A 14,325-nucleotide genomic window follows, 5' to 3' on the forward strand; every position below is an offset into this window, starting at 1 on the left:
TAAAATACACTAAGTATATGTCGGGCATCAAAACATTAGGTCAGTTTATCATAGAGAAACAGGCAGACTTTCCTTACGCCAAGGGCGAACTCTCCAGGTTATTAAGAGACATCGGCATTGCCGCTAAAATTGTGAACCGCGAGGTCAACAAAGCAGGGCTTGTCGACATACTTGGCGCAGCCGGCACCATCAACATACAGGGAGAGGGGCAGCAGAAACTGGACGTATTTGCAAATACCCAGTTCATCAGTGCCCTCACGAGTGGGGGAGAGTGCTGTGTGGTCGCTACTGAAGAAGAGGATGACCTGGTACAGATCGATTCACCGGTTTCCAAGAATGCGAAATACATCGTTTGTATAGATCCCCTGGATGGTTCCTCCAATATTGATGTCAACGTAGCGATAGGCACCATTTTTTCCATCTACCGCAGGAAAAGTATGAATGGGGAGGCCACCTTGCAGGATGTATTGCAAAAGGGGACACAGCAGGTTGCTGCAGGTTATGTGATCTATGGTTCCTCCACGATGATGGTCTATACCACAGGAAAAGGAGTTAACGGTTTTACACTGGATCCTTCCATCGGGGAGTTTTGCTTATCGCACCCCAATATAAAAGTTCCGGCAGAAGGAAGTATCTATTCTATCAACGAGGGGAACTATGTACATTTTCCAGAGGGGGTCAAGAAATACTTAAAATATGCCCAGGTAGAAGATAAGGACAGCAACAGGCCCTATACTTCCAGGTATATTGGATCTATGGTGGCCGATATCCACCGGAACCTGATCAAAGGCGGGATTTACATCTATCCCACCACCTCCAGTTCGCCGAATGGCAAACTGCGTTTGCTTTACGAGTGCAATCCCATGGCTTTCATTATAGAGCAGGCGGGGGGCGTAGCCACAGATGGCTTCAGCAGGATCCTGGATATCGAACCTACAGCGTTGCATCAGCGTACCGCTATTTTCATCGGTTCTCCTAAAATGGTCGAAGTAGCTGCTGGAATGATGCAGGAGTTTTCTCCGGAAAAAGATACCAGGGTATCTGAAGAAAAAAAGACAGCCTAAACCAAACCAAATACCGTTACAGCAGGGAAGGCTTGTCCTTCTCTGCTTCAAAATGAAAGTCGATGCCCTGGGCAGACCGATTTTTGGAAGCCGCTACAGCCAGTTGATCGCAACGTTCGTTTTCAGGATGGTTGTTGTGCCCTTTTACCCAAACAAATTTCACGTGATGCTGCTTGTAGATCTGGAGAAACATCATCCAGAGGTCTTTGTTTTTTTTGCCTTTGAAGCCAGTTTTGAGCCAGCCAAATACCCATTTTTTTTCTACAGAATCGATGACGTACTTGGAATCGGAAAAAATAGTGACTTCCTGGCCCGGAGTTTTTAGTGCGTTGAGACCTACGATGACCGCCAGCAGTTCCATGCGGTTGTTGGTAGTCATCCTGAATCCTGCACTCAGCTCTTTATAGTGTGCGCCGGAACGTAAAATCACACCATAACCCCCAGGTCCGGGGTTTCCGCTTGCAGCTCCATCAGTATAAATCTCAATCATAATCTGTAGCAAATCTAGCTTTTTAAGCTGTAAAAGCAACTTCAACCAGTTTTATTGTGCCTGTCTGAAAATTAATCTCGCTGAAATATAAAGGGTTAAAAGAAATGTGTTCATGAAAAAATAAAAAGATTTGAATAAAATATTTTTAATCGTACTTTTGTAGCGTTGAAAAACACACGGTGGCTGTAGCTCAGTTGGTTAGAGTATTGGTTTGTGGTGCCGAGGGTCGTGGGTTCGAGCCCCATCAGCCACCCTTAGTTGGGGAAAAGAGTCTTTTAAAGATACTTTTCCCCTTTTTTATACCCTTCTAACTCTTTGTTTTTCAGGTAGGTTAACTCTGCAATCGGGTTGAGATTTGTGGTTCGATACCCATCTTTGTCGTAAATTAACATTCCATTAAAAATTGTCTCTACTAGGTATCTTTTGTCTTCAATAACAGCTGTTTGATAAAGACGAGGAAGATTGCATAGTGTTTTTATTGCATTGATTACCATAGGTTGAATATTAATTTTATCCTTAAATCGCTCTTTAAGTGCTGTTAAACGAATATTTATTGCATTTACTTTATTATCGTAATCCATTGTCAAGATTTTAAAATCAGATGGTTCGATCTTTCCGGCGAGCAAAAGTTCTCTAGCATTAATAATCTGATCATCTAGTATATGCAGTTCGTCTATATAGTCCTGTCTCATGGCGGAAGCCGTTTTTCTCACTTCGTTATAAGTGCTGATAATTTCTTATAAGAATTTTGGTTGATCTCTTTTGGCAATCCTAAAGAGTTTTAATTCTTCGATGAAATCCTGATTTACCTGATTGGCATTGAACCTTACTTTGCATGGAGATTTACAATGGTAGTAAGTAACATGGATTTTACGGCCCTTAGAAGCACTTCCTGTAAGCATTCTATGGCAGCTAGGACATTTTAAAAAGCCTCGAAGCGGTAAATCTTCTGGTGTAGCAATTGCAGGCCTTTTAGGTTTAATCTCTCCTTTTAATACATTTTGAACTTTGTCAAATAGCCTTTCGGTTATCAATGGTTCATGCAGACCTTTTATAATGTGTTCTTTTTCTCCATCTATTTCGCGAACTCTGATCTTTCCACAATACATCCGATTGCGGACAAGCGAATGAAAGTTATTAATGCTACAGGTAAGCCCAAGTTTAAATGCCTTTCTATGAACTGCCGCCATTGAAGACATACCTAAGGAAAGCTCTTGAAATGCCCACCTGATTGCAGAAGCGTAAGGCTCTTCTGGTGAGATGTATTTCTTCCCATCTTCGTAACTCTTGTTTTTATAACCAAGTGGCGCCCTGCCAGACCAATGTCCTTCTTTTTTCGCACGCCTCATGCCCATTTGGGTATTCAAGCTTCGTCGGTCATTTTCGATTTCCGGTATAGCCAGATACAATGCAAGCATTAGTTTGTTCTCAGGGACATTTAAGTCCAAAGGCTGTTCTACTGCCTGTGGATTAGTTCCCATCCTTTTTAGGTTTGCCAGCACCTGATAAGCATCACAGGTATTGCGGCTAAATCTATCCCATTTGGTAAAGAAGAGAAAGTCAGACCGGTGTTTACGCAAATAGGTAATAAACTTAATCCATTCTGGTGGTTTGAAAGATTTTGCAGAATGGTCTTCCGTGAAAATCTTTAAAATACTAATGTGATGTAGTTTACAATAGTTAGTGAGCAACTCCTGCTGAGCTCTTAATGAATAACCCCTTAATGCTTGTTCATCGGTACTTACACGGAGGTATAAAATTGCTGTTTTCATAATTTAATTTTCTTGCAATGATTATACAGCGATGGGTATTTGCCAAATCTTGGCAAGATTAAGATATATTGGATTGGGAAATACTTTAGTAGGGAGAAATAATATGTACTCAGGTATATTTATAGCCGATTATAAAAGAGAATGCTTCAGCATTTTGGCTGAAATTAAAGGTATGTGAACAGCCAAAACAAACAAGAGATAAAAGTCGTCTTGAGAGCTATTAATTTAATATATTAGCATTGCATAACCAGCAAATCTATGGCTCCAATACAACTATTTTGAGCTGCATTGGAGAATGTTTATGGCTGGTAAAACAGAGTTGTAGGCAATGCTAAAAAAACGACATCGAATGAAACAATTAACGATTTTATTTTTTTCGATATTTTTAATCAGTTGTAACCGAAAAGCACAGACACAAAATAATAGCAAGTCAAATGTGAATGTGGAAAAGTCCGATAGTATTTATGGAGAAAAACTTATTGACAGTGACTTCCTAAAATATGCGGACAATTCAAAAATTGACAGTTTAAAAGCACAACTCATAAGCAACTTTGACATTCATGATGACGATAATCTCAAAATAGCTCATATTGACGCAGAAGAACTCGCCGAATTTAGTTTTGACTTTTTCCTTCCGCAACTAAATAAAATATTGAAAAAAAGAAACGTGAGTTTAACCGTAAAATCGGCAGATGATTATGAAAAAACAAATGACATAATAATCAACGGTGAAAAATTAAATCTTTACACAAAAAAAGAACTTGATAATCAAACATTTTGGGATACAGCACCAAGAAATTTTTTTAAGAAAATAAATGAAATTCTGAAAACCAAAAATATAGACGAACAATTTTATTTGCTTTACGGTGGCAATGATTTACAGACAATACTTTTAACAGACAAACAGTTTTCAATCATTTCCGAATACTATAAAGACAACGAAAAAGAAAAACCGTACAAACCATAAAAGCACTGCCTACAACAAGGGTTTTGCGTCAGGCGGGCTGAAGTGCAAAGTTCAACGGCAGTTTTTCAATTGAAATTTAGTAATAATATCGGCTTTTGTGCTTCTACTTCCCGCCGAACGCAAAGTCCCAAAACGTTATGCCCAATTTTAAAAGACAACATATACATCAAAAATGACAACAGTAATTGAATGTCCAACCTGTAATTGGCAACCAGACAGAGAATCTCATTGGACTTGTACTTGCGGATACTCTTGGAATACCTTTGAAACAAGAGCAAAATGTCCAAAATGCAATACTCAATGGGAGACAACAAGTTGCCCAGGTTGTGGTAAGTCATCGCCTCACAATGACTGGTATTTTGACAGTTCAATTCCTAAAGAGCCAGACACACCTGAAATTGCAGAGTTAAAGAAAAGAAAGAAAAAACTTGAAGAAAGATTAATTTCATTAGGTATTAAAAATTACAGAGTATCTCACTTACCCTATCTAGACTATTCAAAAGAAGAATTTCAAAGACCTTATGACGTTGGTTGCAGACTAATTATCCTAAATTCAATCTCTTATTCAGTTCACAACTTAGATGACAGGCCTAAAATTATTGAATGGTTAAAAAAGGAAAAACTTTGGGAACAAGTATCAAAAAATGAAATCAACTTTTTAAATCAGAGTAAGCCAAATGAAGATGTTTTATTGGATTTATCTTGGAAAATTGAAAGTTCTATCTTATTGGGCTGGGTGTTAAATCTATTTGACAATCTTCACGATATTACCCAAGAATGTTCAGATGAAGTAATGGATGCTTTTGAAAGTAAAATCCCCGAGCTCGGAGCAGAGACAAAAGATTTTTTGAGAGATTTAAAATTCAGACCACTAGACCAAATTTATGAAGAGAACTTGCTTAACGAATTAGCAACGACATATTTTAGAGACTTGATGTTTAGTGGTAAATCAGACGAAACACAAATTGATAGAGTGGTAAGTTTTGAAAGACACCAAACTTTAAATTGGATAAGGAAATTTCAAGGTATAAATGAATGGGACTACACAGACACTTCGACATAAAACTGGGCATAACACAGGTTTTGCGTTAGGCGGGTCGAAGTGCAAATTTGGAGCTTTGTGCTTTTATTTAAGTTGAGTACTGGCTGACAGTTTCGTGCTCCAATTCCCACCCGAACGCAACGCCCATAAACCTTATGCGTCGCTTTAGCAAGACACCAAACTATAACAATGAAACTATACGACATTTTTCTGGACAACAATAAAATAGGGACAACTGAACTTGAAAAGGGAGATGCATCTATGGGCGGTGTTTTTGGCAAAATAACTTTTATAAATATTTCTTCGGGTTATGACTTCTTTAAAACCTATTGTGTAACAAACGACATTGAATTAGTCACTGACTATCCCGAAGACAGACTGATACTTACTCGGACGATAAATAATTTAGCAGTTAAAAATGAAGTGGGAATAGAAATCAAAGGAGTAGGAAATCAAATTAGTGGTATGGACAGCGATGAATTTGAAATTTCATTAGAAGGTGTTCCATATCCATTCTATGAAGAGGAATTTCCCCATCACGTAAAAGCGTATGACAACCAATTCAACAATGAGCAATGACCACAATCGGAAACAACTTTCAATCTATACGTTTACTCTACTTTAGACTTAAAAACTGAAGTAGGCGTAGTTGCAAATCAATGACTGTGCAAACGGGGAAACTGAAAACCGTATAGAGTAAACATACTGCTCCTCAATACTAGATAGTTTTTAATCGAAATATTCCCTAGTAGAGAACTTCCATCTTCTCTACTAGGGATAAAATTGATTGAAGTTATGCGCATGCGACTAAAACATACTAAAGACCCAACTTCCTCTCTGAAAGTTGCGGATCAATCTCCATCATTTTCCCCTTTAGGTTCGCTAGACGCATTAAATCGTACATAAAATCCGTAGACAAAAGCAAGTGGGGCCACCCGTAAAGAGGCAAGAGACTTTTAAAAGTCTCTTGCCTCGTTTTTTTTCTTCTAATTTCCTGTTACCAAGTATATGCGCTCAAGTGTCTCGCTCAATAAAGCGGTTCAATGTTTTAGGGTTTCGAAATCGCATATTTCGGGGAACATTGAATCAATCAGCCTTCTCTTATCATTAATCGCAGGTTCCTTAAAAATCGGAAATGATCTTGTAAACGTAAAAGTGGCATCATCCAGAATAGGTTCCAGCTGTGCAATCGTGTATTTCTTTTTGGCGATAATAAACTGTAAACGTATGCATGTAGAAAACATCCAGGCAAGTCTATTTTTTGTAAGTGAGATTTCTTTTGATACGGCTTAATGTTTCGGGTGCGATACCCAGATAGGACGCTACCATGTTTTGAGGTATTCTATTAATAATTTCAGGATTAGAATTAAGTAGCTGTACATACTTTTGTTGCGCACTGTGGGTAATGGAGCTCATCAAACGTCGCTCTTTCGTAACCAGGCTGTTTTGGAACAATATTCTAAAATAACGGTCCATTATAGGAACCTGGATCGTGAGTGTATCATAATCAGATCTGGAAATCATCAATACCTCCGAATCTTCAATTGCATCTATATAAAACATTGCAGGAACTTCGGAAAGGAAACTGTTAAAATCAGAAATCCACCATCCTTCCCAGCCAAAAACACTCATGTGTTCGTCGCCTTTTTCATCAACATTATAGGTTCTGACTAATCCAGTGGCAATAAAAGAAAGGTACTTGCATACATCTCCCTCGTGAAGTAAGTATTGCTTCTTACGTATTCTTTTCCTTATAAAGAAAGTGTTAATCATTTCTTTATCGGTTGCGGTAAGGCTTACCTTTTCTTCGATATGCTTAAAGAGTATTTCGATCATGATCCTCAACTTCTTCCCATCAAATATAATTTATTCATCCTCAATAACTATCGCTAAAGCTATAAAAGACTTGACTTAGGTTAAGCGTATTTGTTGATTCAGGTCATTCGGCAGTATTCGAAGCTAATCTATTTTTGTAGTATTAAAAAATTAGCATATCAATAACAATAAATAGGATGGATAAAATAGCATTAGTAGTAGGCTCCAGTGGCATTATTGGAAGTAATTTGACAGCGCAACTGGTATCTTTGGGTTGGGAAACTTATGGCCTTGCCAGAAACCCAAATACTGAAGACAGTGGTCTTAGGCCGATAGCAGCCGATCTTTTGGATTTGGAAAACCTGAAGTTGGCTTTAAAGGAGGTGAGGCCTACCCATGTGTACATCACCACCTGGATGCGCAACGGGACCGAAAAAGAGAATATTCGGGTGAACGGTTTAATGGTTCGGAATATCCTTGACACGCTCTCTCCTAAAGGATCGGTAAAACATGTTGCACTGGTTACAGGACTGAAACATTATTTGGGTCCATTTGAAGCTTATGCAAAGGAGGGGTTTTTCCCAGAAACGCCTCTAAGGGAGGAACATCCGAGATTAGATTTGGAGAATTTTTACTACGCACAAGAAGATGAGGTTTATGCTGCCGCTAAAAGGGACGGTTTTACTTGGAGCATCCACCGTCCACATACAGTTATTGGCAAAGTTGTAGGTAATGCCATGAACATGGGGACTACCTTAGCAGTGTATGCCTCAATTTGTAAAGAGGAGGAGCGTCCTTTCATATGGCCTGGATCTGCTGCACAATGGAATGGCTTGTCTGACGTGACCGATGCAAGACTCCTGGCCGAACACCTGATATGGGCATCCACTACTGATGCTGCAAGAAATGAAGCTTTTAACGTAGTTAACGGTGATGTATTTCGTTGGAGCAGGTTATGGAAACGTATAGCAGCCTATTTTGATATTGAAGCCGTAGGATATGGCAATCAAATTGAACCACTGCAAAGAGAAATGGCCAATGATGCAGCAACATGGAATACAATAGCCGATAAATACAAATTAAAGGAGAATATGTTAAGTCGAGTTGCAACTGCTTGGCATACAGACCTGGATCTCGGGCGACCGATAGAGGTGATGACCAACATGTCTAAGAGCAGAAAACTTGGTTTCCTTGTTTATCAGGATACGGAAGATACATTTTACGAGCTCTTTGAGCAACTGAAGCAAGCAAAATTAATTCCTTAGTCAAAATGTATTGGCCGTCTGAAAGTGCAAAAATTATACACATTTCTCACTTGGTGATGAAGGGCTGCTGTAGCGATAAGGTAAGCGTGCTCTAACTAATATAGTTTGTGTTCTTTCTTAGCCATGATGGAGAGGTATCATACCTTCGAGAGTTTCTTACTTAAAGCGTATAATGAATGCACCGTTTAAATAACTGTTTTGATGACTAGGCCCAAAATGGCCGCAATGACAATCAGCTGTGGTTCCTGTAATCTTTTCATGTAGATCAGTGCTAAGCCACTCGTGAATGCAATAACCGCAGTGGGAATATCTATAATTGATCTGGACGCAATGATGACAACCGATCCAACCAATGCGCCAATTACAGCTGCGGTAATACCGTCAACGAAGGATTTGATGCTCGGGTTTTTAGCTATCCTCTTAAAAAACGGCGCCAATACAATGGTAAACAGAAAACATGGTAGAAATGTAGCCAAAGCAGCCACAGCAGCCCCTGGAAAACCATTGACCAGGTAACCAATGAAGCCAACGGTAATGACAACTGGTCCCGGAGTGATCATGGCTACAGCAACTGCATCTACAAACTCATTTTCAGTTAACCAGTGATGATCATTAACCACACCAGAATGCAGGAAGGGGACAATAGCCAAGCCACTGCCAAATACAAATGTGCCGGCCTTTAGAAAGAACAGACTGATGTCGATAAGGGTGTTTTTTGAGTAGCTCCAGAAACCGGCTCCCGTAGATTCAAACAATGGTAATATCATGGATGTCATCAGCTGCTTTGGAGGAGATTTGATATACATGTAAGTTAATCCGCACGCTATAAACACTAAAACCTGTTCTTTTTGAGTGATTACCGTTATTGCAAAAGCCAGGATGTAAAATGACCACAAAAGCCAGTTGGCTTTAAGAGAGGGAATGGTCAGGTTTCCCACTGATTTTACCGTAAGCTTAAATGCACTTATTGCAATAATGCCTATGACTGCCGCACCGACACCGTAAAACACATCCCTCATCCAAGTCATGCCGCTGTACAGCTGGTATAATATGCCCAAAAGCACAACCATGATAAATGATGGCAGTACAAATGCAAGTCCGGTCAGCGTTGCGCCCAGCAGACCATAATGTACGAAGCCAATGTAGATGCCTAACTGCGCTGCCAGTGGGCCGGGAGCTAATTGGGCCAGGGCCAGGCCCTCTTTATATTCTTCTTCTGTAAGCCATTGTTGTCGCTCAACAAGGTCACGGTGCATATAGCCGACTAGTGCTACCGGTCCCCCGAATCCCCAAGCTCCCAGCCTAAGAAAATAAAGGGTGATCTCCTTCAAGGTGTATTTCCGACTTTCCATATCAGAACGCGATGCCAAACTGAAATCCAATGCTGAATGTTGCAGGACGCTCATTACCAAACCGTACAGGCATGGGTAAAGCCGCAAACATACTGCTGGACTTTCCTTTAATCAGCGTTTTATTCAGCACCGGTGTTAGCCCATATCTGCCAGAGGTCTCAAATGCGGCACGGCTGGCAAAAATCCAGCCCTTACCCAGCGCCATCAGAATGCCCGGATGAAACATAAAATTGGACATTTTACTTATCCCGTTTTCTACCCTGACTATTGGAACAAACTCTGCTGAAAAGCCGATCTTTGCGCTTTTCCAGATATTTATACCGGTTGGCATACCGACCACATAATGGCCGTTGAAATTCAGATCAGTACCGGCACTACTGAAAGTAGCGATCGGGTGCAGGATGCCGACATATCCTGTGATCTTTGGATAGGACTGTAGCGGAGTAGTAACTTGTGCAAAAGTGGACCCTGTACTCATGGCCAGAAAAATGGCTAAAATTCTAAATAAATTCATAAGCCAATGTTAGCCCGATCTGAGCCCGGAAAATAGAACGGATTTGACTAATTTGTATCTTTTTTACCAGGGAGGATATTTTTCCGATAGTGCAGTGGATTGTAGCCTGTCTGCTTCCTGAAGGTTCGGTTAAAATGGCTCTGGTCTGAAAAACCGGTCAGGTAGGCAATTTCGGTCAGTGAATAATCACCTTCGGCCATCAGCTGTATAGCCTTATCTATCCGAAGCTTTCGCATATATTCGCCAAAGGAAAGATTGTCAAAATATTTTGAGAATTCTCTGGAGAGATAGGTTGGATTGATTTCCAATTCTTCCGATGCCTGTTGTAAACTGAAGGCCATATTGGTATCCAACTGATCCTGGATCATTTCCTTTAACGCTTTAGCCCACACTGGTGCTTTCCTGCCTTTTTCGGTTTTGAGGTATTGCTGATATACCTGTAACAATAATTGCTCGACCGGCCCTGCTTGTGTGTGTTTAAGTTGGTATAACTTCTGTGCCCATATATAAAGTCCATCATAAATGGTCAGACCAAATTTCAGCAATTCCTGGTCATCCGCTATCTGAGTGGAAAGCCCCGAAAATATGGCTTCCAGTCCGGCCGCTTGAGGCGCAAAGTCATGGCGGTCTGTGTCTGCCCCGCGAACGATTGCTGCTATGCGGTTTAGCGCTTCATCTTTCAAGCCATGTTTTTTGATAAAATAGTCAAAGGTGCAGCGATCATCATAATGGGAATATTCTACTCCGGGCAAATCGAACGGTATTGCATGATATTCAGCGGCTTTCTCCAGCACCTCTGTATACGGCACATAGATGATTTCGGCATTGGGATCAATGAAACGCAATATCAGCCATGGGCAGGCAATGCGGTCAATTTTGGGGCGTTCGCGGGTGATCCATTTCATTTTTGTTCCATCATGATTACCGATAAAAGTAATAATCAAAATTGATTTTCTCGATTAACATTGATCCAATCTATCCAACAATGGATAGCCTCGTCCTTTTGCTCCCGAATTTTGTTCAATAATCTCTTTTTTAAGTTCTTCCCGGAGCCCATTCTGTCTGGCTGATATCATGAAATGAATTTTTGACATTTCACCACTGAAAAAAATTCAGCATCTCTGAAATTTTTTCAGTTTAAATCGCGACTCAGGATTTCAGAATTTCTTTTTTCCCAACTGGCATAACATTAGATATAGTCTCTTTGAACAGGATGTTCAGCGTTTAATTAATTATAAGTTTTAATCATTAAATCACTTTAAGGAGGAAAGACCTATGACACTGGTTAAATTTAATCCAAATGGAAATGTTCAAAAGAATGCTTTGATGCCAGGCTTTAATGATGTGTTCGATTCGATTTTCAACGACACATTCTTTTCAGATCGTATGATCAGCCGTGTTCCGGCTGCCAACATTAGCGAGAGTAAGGACCAATACCATGTGGAGCTTGCTGCTCCGGGGCTTAAAAAAGAGGATTTTAAACTTTCCCTGGAAAGGGACGTATTGAGTATTTCTGTTGAGCAAACAGCTCAGGACGATGCACAGGAACGTAACTTTAACAAACGCGAATTCAGTTACAGTTCATTTGTACGTTCATTTACACTGCCTGAATCTGCCGATGAGAATGGCATAGAGGCCAGGTATGAAAATGGCGTTTTATGCATCAATATCTCAAAACGTGAGGAGGCTAAGGTGCAGAGCCGCCAGATCGAAATCAAATAATCTTTTAATGCGTAAGATTGTTAAATATGAGCTGCCTCGGGCGGCTCTTTTATTTGACCCGATATGGAACTAATATTTGAAATTTCATTGAATATGAAAACACTGAAAGGCATAGAAACCTATGGGTGTTTTAATGTCGGTGCCAGCGAAGAATTTGCGGCTTCGCTTTATGGTTCCCTGAAAGGGAATGAGCAGCTCTTACCGGATTCAGTCATTACTATTGATCTGGCAAAACGGGAAAACGGCCTGCTTTTTCCTTTGGGTATGCGCCATTGTAACTATGAACAGCTGGCTGAAAACGTGAAAATTATCACCAGGGAGTTGTTTAAAAAACTGAACCTGGAAAGCTAGTGTTGTCGCTGACCGGTATGTTTGGCATTTTCGATGTTATCTTTTAAAGCACTGACTGATCAGTGGCAAGGCTGCTGTACGGGCTGACTATCCTAATTGTCGAGGAGCTCAATCAGTACCCTTTTCCTGTTCTTTTGCCTCTTCGCTGTCGGGCTGATCGTCAAAGCCTACACTACGGTCGACATCGGCATCGCTGCCTTTTAATTGTTCGGCTGCTTCTTCAGCGCTGGGCTGTCCATCGTCAGGTAACGTGGATTCCGGACTTTCCTTTACGTTTTGATGGACATCTTTCAGTACACTTACTGACGTTTCTTCCCTGGACTTGTTGTTATTTTCGCTCATGATGATTGTTTATCTCAACAACAGCAGCAAACCATAAAGGTTCTGGATACTTTGGGGAGTGGTTGATCGGTTGTGGAAATCTTTAGCTCTGATGAGCAGCCATCCATTTTCCGCTTTGCCGTAGGTTTTGACCAGGGTAAATTTTCCTTTTAGCTTTTTGCCATGCCGGATGATGCTGAGTTTCTTCACTTTGTGTTTTCCACATTGGTAACGATGTGATCCGATGCGAAATACCTATTTAAATGTTTTATTGAAACCTTTAACAAGGTACGGTGTTCACCTAGCAAATCACAAGACCATGGAGCAAGAATTAAACAGCGCATTTCCTGAGGAAATCAAAAAAACAGAAGCCGAGCGTTCACAGCTGGACGGCTTGTTAGATAAGGTCAATGTTGACCAGGCCGCTATTGATGAGGCGCGGGCAGCGGTTGGCGATGATGAAGAAAAGATTAGAGAATACCTGATCAACAACCGGGGACTATAACTAACATCAAAGGTTTTCCTTTAGCAGAAACCAAACCCAAGGGGGATTTGTTATAGGATTACATTCACTTAAAATTGGAAAATTATGCCTAGAGGAACAAAAGTGGAAAGGAATTCGGTATCGAATCAGCCACACGAGATCAAGTATGAAGCTGATAAACTAGATGTAAAGCCATCGGCGGTCAAAGACGCTAAAAAAGGCGGATCCAATCAGAGAAAAGACATTGAAAAGAAAGTAAAATAACATAAGCCCCGCAAGGGGCTTTTTTTCTCCGCCAGGTTTTGATATGAAAATAGCTAGTTATAACATCAACGGGATTAACGGTAGACTGCCGGTGCTTTTGCGCTGGCTTTCAGACGCGCAGCCTGATGTGGTGTGTTTGCAGGAGCTCAAGTGTGAAAGTTCTAAGTTCCCGGAAAAGGCGCTTGCCGATGCCGGCTATCACGCGATCTGGAAAGGCGAGAAAAGTTGGAACGGGGTAGCGATATTATCTAAGCAGGAGATACGGCCGTTACGGGATGACCTGCCTGGGGAGGATGAGGCTTTTACCCACAGCCGGTACATCGAAGGTTTTACTTTCGGGATGGTAATTGGTTGTTTGTATCTGCCCAATGGGAATCCTTATTCGGGACCAAAGTTTAAGTATAAGCTTAGGTGGTTTGAAAGACTTTCTTCGCATGGCCAGACCCTGCTTGACACGGGCCTGCCGGTGATGCTGATCGGGGATTACAATGTGATGCCAACAGAGCTGGATACCTATAAACCCGAGAAGTACAAAGACAATGCGCTTTTTCGAAAGCAGATCAGGAAAGCTTACGCTGAACTGGTGAATCAGGGCTGGACTGATGCGATCCGGGAGCTTTATCCTGGGGAACGGATTTATACGTTTTGGGATTACTTGCGTAAAGCTTATGAGCGTGATGCCGGTTTGCGTTTGGATCATTTTTTATTGAACCCGATCCTTGCAGAGCGGCTCAAATCAGGCGGTGTGCATAAGCAAGTCCGTGGTTGGAAGAAGTCCAGCGACCATGCGCCGGTTTGGATTGAACTATCTGAAGAAGGGGAAGAGGTTACTAAGGTGGAATCTGGTGTCAAGAAAGCTCCGGTGAAAACGAAAGATAGAAAACCTAAAAAATAAAACACTA

The 14,325-nt window shown here is 40.9% G+C and carries 19 protein-coding genes and 1 tRNA gene; 11 read left to right on the forward strand and 9 right to left on the reverse strand.

Translation table 11 applies throughout. The features are described from left to right. Positions 1-17: 17 nt before the first annotated feature. Entirely contained in the window at positions 18-1,064 is a 1,047-nt protein-coding gene (gene fbp / locus WAE59_RS02020; RefSeq protein ID WP_337854253.1) for a class 1 fructose-bisphosphatase, read from the forward strand. A 16-nt stretch (positions 1,065-1,080) separates the two neighbouring features. Here the strand turns inward: fbp and rnhA are convergent, their stop codons facing one another. After that, positions 1,081-1,554 (reverse strand): ribonuclease HI, encoded by a 474-nt coding sequence (rnhA, locus tag WAE59_RS02025; RefSeq protein ID WP_337854254.1) that lies wholly within the window; start codon positions 1,552-1,554, stop codon positions 1,081-1,083. A 179-nt stretch (positions 1,555-1,733) separates the two neighbouring features. Between rnhA and WAE59_RS02030 the strand changes: the two genes are divergently transcribed. Beyond that, positions 1,734-1,807, forward strand: a tRNA-His gene (locus WAE59_RS02030). A gap of 22 nt (positions 1,808-1,829) precedes the next feature. Here the strand turns inward: WAE59_RS02030 and WAE59_RS02035 are convergent. Both WAE59_RS02035 and WAE59_RS02040 read right to left on the reverse strand, forming a co-directional pair. Beyond that, a complete protein-coding gene (locus WAE59_RS02035; protein ID WP_337854255.1) occupies positions 1,830-2,246 on the reverse strand; it encodes a hypothetical protein in 417 nt (138 codons plus the stop codon). A 45-nt stretch (positions 2,247-2,291) separates the two neighbouring features. Next, positions 2,292-3,326: a recombinase family protein gene (locus WAE59_RS02040; protein ID WP_337854256.1), complete on the reverse strand. Its 1,035-nt coding sequence runs from the start codon at positions 3,324-3,326 to the stop codon at positions 2,292-2,294. A gap of 349 nt (positions 3,327-3,675) precedes the next feature. Here WAE59_RS02040 and WAE59_RS02045 point away from each other — a divergent pair, with 349 nt between their 5' ends. The 3 genes from WAE59_RS02045 (at position 3,676) to WAE59_RS02055 (ending at position 5,914) form a co-directional block, all read left to right on the forward strand. Beyond that, a complete protein-coding gene (locus tag WAE59_RS02045; RefSeq protein WP_337854257.1) occupies positions 3,676-4,293 on the forward strand; it encodes a hypothetical protein in 618 nt (205 codons plus the stop codon). 172 nt (positions 4,294-4,465) lie between these two features. Next, complete coding sequence (locus WAE59_RS02050; protein WP_337854258.1) at positions 4,466-5,356, forward strand: DUF4272 domain-containing protein; 891 nt, start codon at positions 4,466-4,468, stop codon at positions 5,354-5,356. Positions 5,357-5,524: 168 nt separating this feature from the next. After that, positions 5,525-5,914, forward strand: coding sequence for a hypothetical protein (locus WAE59_RS02055; RefSeq protein ID WP_337854259.1), 390 nt, complete (start codon positions 5,525-5,527; stop codon positions 5,912-5,914). 675 nt (positions 5,915-6,589) lie between these two features. On the opposite strand, the gene WAE59_RS02060 is transcribed toward WAE59_RS02055, so the two are convergent. Further along, entirely contained in the window at positions 6,590-7,171 is a 582-nt protein-coding gene (locus tag WAE59_RS02060) for a Crp/Fnr family transcriptional regulator (protein ID WP_337854260.1), read from the reverse strand. 176 nt (positions 7,172-7,347) lie between these two features. Between WAE59_RS02060 and WAE59_RS02065 the strand changes: the two genes are divergently transcribed. Further along, positions 7,348-8,415, forward strand: a complete 1,068-nt coding sequence (locus tag WAE59_RS02065; protein ID WP_337854261.1) for an SDR family oxidoreductase — start codon at positions 7,348-7,350, stop codon at positions 8,413-8,415. A gap of 185 nt (positions 8,416-8,600) precedes the next feature. Here the strand turns inward: WAE59_RS02065 and WAE59_RS02070 are convergent, their stop codons facing one another. Genes WAE59_RS02070 through WAE59_RS02080 form a run of 3 tightly spaced genes read right to left on the reverse strand, consistent with a single transcriptional unit; the run spans position 8,601 to position 11,186 of the window. Continuing rightward, the gene (locus WAE59_RS02070) at positions 8,601-9,767 is read right to left on the reverse strand and encodes a chromate transporter (protein WP_337854262.1); all 1,167 of its coding nucleotides are present in this window, start codon (positions 9,765-9,767) and stop codon (positions 8,601-8,603) included. Between the two features lies 1 nt (position 9,768). Next, a complete protein-coding gene (locus WAE59_RS02075; RefSeq protein WP_337854263.1) occupies positions 9,769-10,281 on the reverse strand; it encodes a hypothetical protein in 513 nt (170 codons plus the stop codon). Positions 10,282-10,328: 47 nt separating this feature from the next. Then, positions 10,329-11,186, reverse strand: a complete 858-nt coding sequence (locus WAE59_RS02080) for a chromate resistance protein ChrB domain-containing protein (RefSeq protein WP_337854264.1) — start codon at positions 11,184-11,186, stop codon at positions 10,329-10,331. 370 nt (positions 11,187-11,556) lie between these two features. On the opposite strand from WAE59_RS02080, the gene WAE59_RS02085 reads away from it, so the two are divergent. Next, positions 11,557-12,003, forward strand: a complete 447-nt coding sequence (locus WAE59_RS02085) for an Hsp20/alpha crystallin family protein (protein WP_337854265.1) — start codon at positions 11,557-11,559, stop codon at positions 12,001-12,003. Positions 12,004-12,066: 63 nt separating this feature from the next. Next, positions 12,067-12,354 carry a hypothetical protein gene (locus WAE59_RS02090; protein WP_337854266.1) on the forward strand — a complete coding sequence of 96 codons (288 nt, stop codon included), beginning with the start codon at positions 12,067-12,069 and terminating at the stop codon, positions 12,352-12,354. A gap of 108 nt (positions 12,355-12,462) precedes the next feature. Here the strand turns inward: WAE59_RS02090 and WAE59_RS02095 are convergent, their stop codons facing one another. Continuing rightward, complete coding sequence (locus WAE59_RS02095; RefSeq protein ID WP_337854267.1) at positions 12,463-12,696, reverse strand: hypothetical protein; 234 nt, start codon at positions 12,694-12,696, stop codon at positions 12,463-12,465. A 9-nt stretch (positions 12,697-12,705) separates the two neighbouring features. Then, positions 12,706-12,885 (reverse strand): hypothetical protein, encoded by a 180-nt coding sequence (locus WAE59_RS02100; RefSeq protein WP_337854268.1) that lies wholly within the window; start codon positions 12,883-12,885, stop codon positions 12,706-12,708. Positions 12,886-12,994: 109 nt separating this feature from the next. Here WAE59_RS02100 and WAE59_RS02105 point away from each other — a divergent pair, with 109 nt between their 5' ends. From WAE59_RS02105 to xth, 3 genes are all read left to right on the forward strand, one after another. Next, on the forward strand, positions 12,995-13,180 hold the full coding sequence (locus WAE59_RS02105; RefSeq protein WP_337854269.1) for a hypothetical protein: 186 nt from the start codon (positions 12,995-12,997) through the stop codon (positions 13,178-13,180). Positions 13,181-13,264: 84 nt separating this feature from the next. Continuing rightward, positions 13,265-13,423, forward strand: coding sequence for a hypothetical protein (locus tag WAE59_RS02110; protein WP_337854270.1), 159 nt, complete (start codon positions 13,265-13,267; stop codon positions 13,421-13,423). Between the two features lie 43 nt (positions 13,424-13,466). Further along, positions 13,467-14,318, forward strand: a complete 852-nt coding sequence (xth, locus tag WAE59_RS02115; protein WP_337854271.1) for an exodeoxyribonuclease III — start codon at positions 13,467-13,469, stop codon at positions 14,316-14,318. The last annotated feature ends 7 nt before the right edge of the window (positions 14,319-14,325 follow it).

Origin of the sequence: Pedobacter sp. GR22-6, assembly GCF_037402555.1 — a bacterium.
Lineage (GTDB): Bacteria > Bacteroidota > Bacteroidia > Sphingobacteriales > Sphingobacteriaceae > Pedobacter.

Coding starts and splice junctions, on each gene's coding strand:
- fbp (WP_337854253.1), top strand. CDS start 18: ATGTCGGGCATCAAAACATTAGGTCAGTTTATCATAGAGAAACAGGCA.
- rnhA (WP_337854254.1), bottom strand. CDS start 1,554: ATGATTGAGATTTATACTGATGGAGCTGCAAGCGGAAACCCCGGACCT.
- WAE59_RS02035 (WP_337854255.1), bottom strand. CDS start 2,246: ATGAGACAGGACTATATAGACGAACTGCATATACTAGATGATCAGATT.
- WAE59_RS02040 (WP_337854256.1), bottom strand. CDS start 3,326: ATGAAAACAGCAATTTTATACCTCCGTGTAAGTACCGATGAACAAGCA.
- WAE59_RS02045 (WP_337854257.1), top strand. CDS start 3,676: ATGAAACAATTAACGATTTTATTTTTTTCGATATTTTTAATCAGTTGT.
- WAE59_RS02050 (WP_337854258.1), top strand. CDS start 4,466: ATGACAACAGTAATTGAATGTCCAACCTGTAATTGGCAACCAGACAGA.
- WAE59_RS02055 (WP_337854259.1), top strand. CDS start 5,525: ATGAAACTATACGACATTTTTCTGGACAACAATAAAATAGGGACAACT.
- WAE59_RS02060 (WP_337854260.1), bottom strand. CDS start 7,171: ATGATCGAAATACTCTTTAAGCATATCGAAGAAAAGGTAAGCCTTACC.
- WAE59_RS02065 (WP_337854261.1), top strand. CDS start 7,348: ATGGATAAAATAGCATTAGTAGTAGGCTCCAGTGGCATTATTGGAAGT.
- WAE59_RS02070 (WP_337854262.1), bottom strand. CDS start 9,767: ATGGAAAGTCGGAAATACACCTTGAAGGAGATCACCCTTTATTTTCTT.
- WAE59_RS02075 (WP_337854263.1), bottom strand. CDS start 10,281: ATGAATTTATTTAGAATTTTAGCCATTTTTCTGGCCATGAGTACAGGG.
- WAE59_RS02080 (WP_337854264.1), bottom strand. CDS start 11,186: ATGAAATGGATCACCCGCGAACGCCCCAAAATTGACCGCATTGCCTGC.
- WAE59_RS02085 (WP_337854265.1), top strand. CDS start 11,557: ATGACACTGGTTAAATTTAATCCAAATGGAAATGTTCAAAAGAATGCT.
- WAE59_RS02090 (WP_337854266.1), top strand. CDS start 12,067: ATGGAACTAATATTTGAAATTTCATTGAATATGAAAACACTGAAAGGC.
- WAE59_RS02095 (WP_337854267.1), bottom strand. CDS start 12,696: ATGAGCGAAAATAACAACAAGTCCAGGGAAGAAACGTCAGTAAGTGTA.
- WAE59_RS02105 (WP_337854269.1), top strand. CDS start 12,995: ATGGAGCAAGAATTAAACAGCGCATTTCCTGAGGAAATCAAAAAAACA.
- WAE59_RS02110 (WP_337854270.1), top strand. CDS start 13,265: ATGCCTAGAGGAACAAAAGTGGAAAGGAATTCGGTATCGAATCAGCCA.
- xth (WP_337854271.1), top strand. CDS start 13,467: ATGAAAATAGCTAGTTATAACATCAACGGGATTAACGGTAGACTGCCG.